At 71.6% G+C, this 4,017-nt stretch carries 4 protein-coding genes; 2 read left to right on the top strand and 2 right to left on the bottom strand.

Going from position 1 to position 4,017, the window contains the following annotated elements; translation table 11 throughout:
- Positions 1–296: 296 nt before the first annotated feature.
- Complete coding sequence (gene mce / locus LZ495_RS16020) at positions 297–734, bottom strand: methylmalonyl-CoA epimerase (protein WP_235052857.1); 438 nt, start codon at positions 732–734, stop codon at positions 297–299.
- A gap of 193 nt (positions 735–927) precedes the next feature.
- Here mce and LZ495_RS16015 point away from each other — a divergent pair, with 193 nt between their 5' ends.
- On the top strand, positions 928–2,118 hold the full coding sequence (locus tag LZ495_RS16015) for an acetyl-CoA C-acetyltransferase (protein WP_235052856.1): 1,191 nt from the start codon (positions 928–930) through the stop codon (positions 2,116–2,118).
- A 324-nt stretch (positions 2,119–2,442) separates the two neighbouring features.
- Entirely contained in the window at positions 2,443–3,384 is a 942-nt protein-coding gene (gene meaB, locus LZ495_RS16010; RefSeq protein WP_235052880.1) for a methylmalonyl Co-A mutase-associated GTPase MeaB, read from the top strand.
- A gap of 87 nt (positions 3,385–3,471) precedes the next feature.
- On the opposite strand, the gene LZ495_RS16005 is transcribed toward meaB, so the two are convergent.
- The gene (locus LZ495_RS16005; RefSeq protein WP_235052855.1) at positions 3,472–3,747 is read right to left on the bottom strand and encodes a hypothetical protein; all 276 of its coding nucleotides are present in this window, start codon (positions 3,745–3,747) and stop codon (positions 3,472–3,474) included.
- Positions 3,748–4,017 lie beyond the last annotated feature (270 nt).

The following is a 4,017-nucleotide window of genomic DNA, read 5'->3' as shown; positions in this document are numbered from 1 at the left end:
ATCGTCTCTTCGTCCTTGTGGACGGTGACGGCGCGGTAGGACTCGGGCAGGGGAAGGGCTTCGTACGCTTCCTGCGGGGTGTCCCCAGCGAGGATGGCGTCGAGGATCTCCTTCATCGTCGGCCTCCAGGGTCGGCGTCGGGAGTTGAGGGTTGGCGAGAAATTACCCATCGGTAACGTAAGGCTCGGCACCGGGGTATGCCAAGGGGCGGGCCCGTAGGAATCCCGCCCCCGGTTTGACGTTCTGTCAGCCCGCCGAGGGTGTGCGGGCCGGTGGTTCCGTGCGCGGTGCCGGGCTCAGTGCTCGGCGTCGGCCGGGGCCGAGGTGACCAGTTCGGTCAGCACGCCGTGGCAGTCCTTGGGGTGCAGGAACGTGATGCGCGAGCCCATGGAACCACGCCGGGGCTCGTCGTACAGGACCCGGACGCCCTTGCCGCGGATCGCGTCCGCGTCGCCGTCCACGTCCGCGGTGCCGAAGGCGATGTGGTGCACGCCCTCGCCGTTCTTCTCCAGCCACTTGGCGACCGTGGAGTCCTCCCGGATCGGCTCCAGGAGCTGCAGGTACGAGGCGCCGCCGTCGCTCGTCTCGTTGATCTTGAGCATGGCCTCGCGGACGCCCTGCTCCTCGTTGACCTCGCTGTGGAAGACGGTGAAGCCGTACGTCTCCTCGTAGAACTTCACGGTCTCGTCGAGGTTGCGGCAGGCGATGCCGATGTGGTCGATGCGCGTGAGCACGTGCCCTCCCGGGTCTTAAGGGTTACCTCTGAGTAGGTACCCTGTTTGTCTAAGCGACACTATGGTCGAGACCGCATCCGGTCTCCTGAGGTGGGTCGTGCGTTCTGTCACAACAGGACCCCTGCCGACCACGACACACAGGCGGGTATGTTTCCGCCCAAACCCTCACTTCACCTCTCTGGAGGCCACTCTCATGGCCGGTTCTGTCATCGTCGCCGGGGCGCGCACGCCCATGGGCCGACTGCTCGGCTCCCTCAAGGGCTTCTCCGCCACCGACCTCGGCGGCATCGTGATCAAGGCCGCGCTGGAGCGCGCCGGCGTCGCGGGCGACCAGGTGCAGTACGTGATCATGGGCCAGGTGCTGCAGGCCGGCGCGGGCCAGATGCCCGCCCGCCAGGCGTCGGTCAAGGCCGGCATCCCGATGGGCGTCCCGTCGCTGACCATCAACAAGGTCTGCCTCTCCGGCCTGGACGCCATCGCGCTCGCCGACCAGCTCATCCGCGCGGGCGAGTTCGACATCGTGGTGGCCGGCGGCATGGAGTCCATGACCAACGCCCCGCACCTGCTGCCGAAGTCGCGCGAGGGCTTCAAGTACGGCGCCATCGAGATGTTGGACGCCATGGCGTACGACGGTCTCACCGACGCGTTCGACAACATCCCGATGGGCGAGTCGACCGAGTACCACAACGCCAAGCTGGGCATCTCGCGCGAGGAGCAGGACGCCTTCTCGGCGCGCTCGCACCAGCTCGCCGCCGCGGCCCAGAAGAACGGCGTCTTCGACGACGAGATCGTCCCGGTGGCCATCCCGCAGCGCAAGGGCGACCCGGTGCAGTTCTCGGTCGACGAGGGCGTGCGCGCGGACACCACGGCCGAGTCGCTGGGCAAGCTGCGCCCCGCGTTCACCAAGGACGGCACCATCACGGCCGGCTCCGCGTCGCAGATCTCCGACGGTGCCGCCGCGGTCGTGGTCATGTCCAAGGCGAAGGCCGAGGAGCTGGGCATCGAGTGGCTCGCCGAGATCGGCGCGCACGGCAACGTGGCCGGCCCGGACAACTCGCTGCAGTCGCAGCCGTCCAACGCCATCAAGCACGCGCTCGGCAAGCAGGGCCTGGCGGTCGAGGACCTGGACCTCATCGAGATCAACGAGGCCTTCGCGTCGGTCGGCATCCAGTCCATGCGCGACCTGGGCGTGGACGGCGAGAAGGTGAATGTCAACGGCGGCGCCATCGCGCTCGGCCACCCGATCGGCATGTCCGGCGCCCGCGTGGTGCTGCACCTGGCGCTCGAGCTCAAGCGCCGCGGCGGCGGCACCGGCGCGGCGGCCCTGTGCGGCGGCGGCGGCCAGGGCGACGCGCTGATCCTGACGGTTCCGCAGCAGGGCTGACGCCCGACCCGCGCGGTACGGCACGGCACGCACCAGGCGGCGGCGGGCAACTCCGCCGACCGGTGCGCGCCGACCTGCACGGCCGGTAGTTCTCGCGAGCGTGCGGTGAGCGGGTGGTCCACCCGCGCACCGCACGCTCGTCGTATCGGCCCGTATGCCGATCCGGCACCCGCCGTCCGCTCGACCCGACCGGCGCCATCGCCCCCACCCGGGGGTCCATCAGGTGTGCGGGCGCAGGCGCCGGGCACTGTCCACGGGCGGGGCACGACCGCGCCCGCCGTCCGACCCGAAGGAGTCGTGTTGGCCCGGCGCACGGATGTGGCCATGCTGGTCGAGCAGGCGCGGGCGGGGCAGCCGCGGGCGGTGGCGCGGCTGATCTCGCTGGTCGAGGACGCCTCGCCGAGCCTGCGCGAGGTGATGGCCGCGCTGGCGCCGCACACCGGGCAGGCGTACGTCGTGGGGCTCACGGGGCCGCCCGGGGTGGGCAAGTCGACGTCCACGTCCGCACTGGTCTCCGCGTACCGCGCGGTCGGCAAGCGGGTCGGGGTACTGGCCGTCGACCCCTCGTCGCCGTTCTCCGGCGGCGCGCTGCTCGGCGACCGGATCCGCATGCAGGAGCACGCCACCGACACCGGCGTCTTCATCCGCTCGATGGCCTCGCGCGGCCACCTCGGCGGGCTGGCGTGGGCCACCCCGCAGGCGCTGCGCGTGCTGGACGCGGCCGGCTGCGACGTGATCCTCGTCGAGACCGTGGGCGTCGGGCAGTCCGAGATCGAGGTCGCGTCGGCGGCCGACACCACCGTGGTCCTGATGGCCCCCGGCATGGGCGACGGGATCCAGGCCGCCAAGGCCGGGATCCTGGAGATCGGCGACGTCTACGTGGTCAACAAAGCCGACCGCGACGGCGCCCAGACCACCGCGCGAGAGCTCAACCACATGCTGTCGCTGGGCCCTTCGCGCGGCCCGGAGTCGTGGCGCCCGCCGATCCTCAAGACCGTCGCCTCGCGCGGCGAGGGCCTGGACGAGGTCGTCGAGGCACTGGAGAAGCACCGCGCGTGGATGGCCGCGAACGGCACCCTCGACCTGCGCCGCCGGCGCCGCGTACGGGCCGAGATCGAGGCCATCGCGCTGGCCGAACTCCGGTCCCGCATGGGCGATGTCGCCGAGGGGCGGCGCGCGGACGGCCTCGCCGACCGGATCCTGGCGGGCACCCTCGACCCGTACGCGGCCGCGGACGAGCTCATCGACGGCTTGGCGCAAGGCTGAGCGCCCGGTCCGCCTCGCGGGGTTCGGCTTGCGGAGTCCGGCCCGTGCCGCCCGGCCCGGCCCTTCCGATCGACGCGGCCGGCGCCACTACCGGGTTCCGGCGGCCTTGGTGAGTACCAGGGTCCAGCGGGCCTGCTTGGCGTTGATGCCGGTCAGCGTCACCTGCGTTCCTTGTGCGGTGCAGCTGAACCCGTCGACCGATGTCGGCGGGTTCGTGGACCGCCCCAGCGACGTATAGCGACCGCCTGCGGCCGTGAAGCTGTCGGAAACGGCACTCGGCCGGGTCATCGCCCAGGAGCCCGCGCCGTACTTGTCGATGGTCAGTTGGGCGTCGCCGGTCATCACCTGTGTCCCGATGGTCAAGCGGGCGAAGGAGTACGTCCCGATGCAGGCGGAACCACCACCGCCTGGCTGCCCGGCGCCGCCTGACGCGCCCCCTGCCGCGGACCCGCCCGGGACCCCCGGAGCGTCCGGCGGGCCTGCGCCCTGGATTCCCTCGATGATGTCCGCGCCGGCCGTGACGCCCTGTTCCACCTTGCCTCCGGTACCGCGGCCTGCCGAGCCCCCGCCCCGGCAGGCCGCGGCGGCAACCGCCACTGAGGTCGCGATCCAGGCAACTACCCCTGGTCGCGT

The organism is Yinghuangia soli (genome assembly GCF_021502675.1).
Lineage (GTDB): Bacteria > Actinomycetota > Actinomycetes > Streptomycetales > Streptomycetaceae > Yinghuangia > Yinghuangia soli.
The sequence above is the reverse complement of the archived record's forward strand: the minus strand, read 5'-3'. Positions and strand labels throughout refer to the sequence as shown.

What these genes read in the sequence shown, in the direction of transcription:
- LZ495_RS16015 (WP_235052856.1), top strand. Translation starts at nt 928, where the DNA reads ATGGCCGGTTCTGTCATCGTCGCCGGGGCGCGCACGCCCATGGGCCGA.
- meaB (WP_235052880.1), top strand. Translation starts at nt 2,443, where the DNA reads ATGCTGGTCGAGCAGGCGCGGGCGGGGCAGCCGCGGGCGGTGGCGCGG.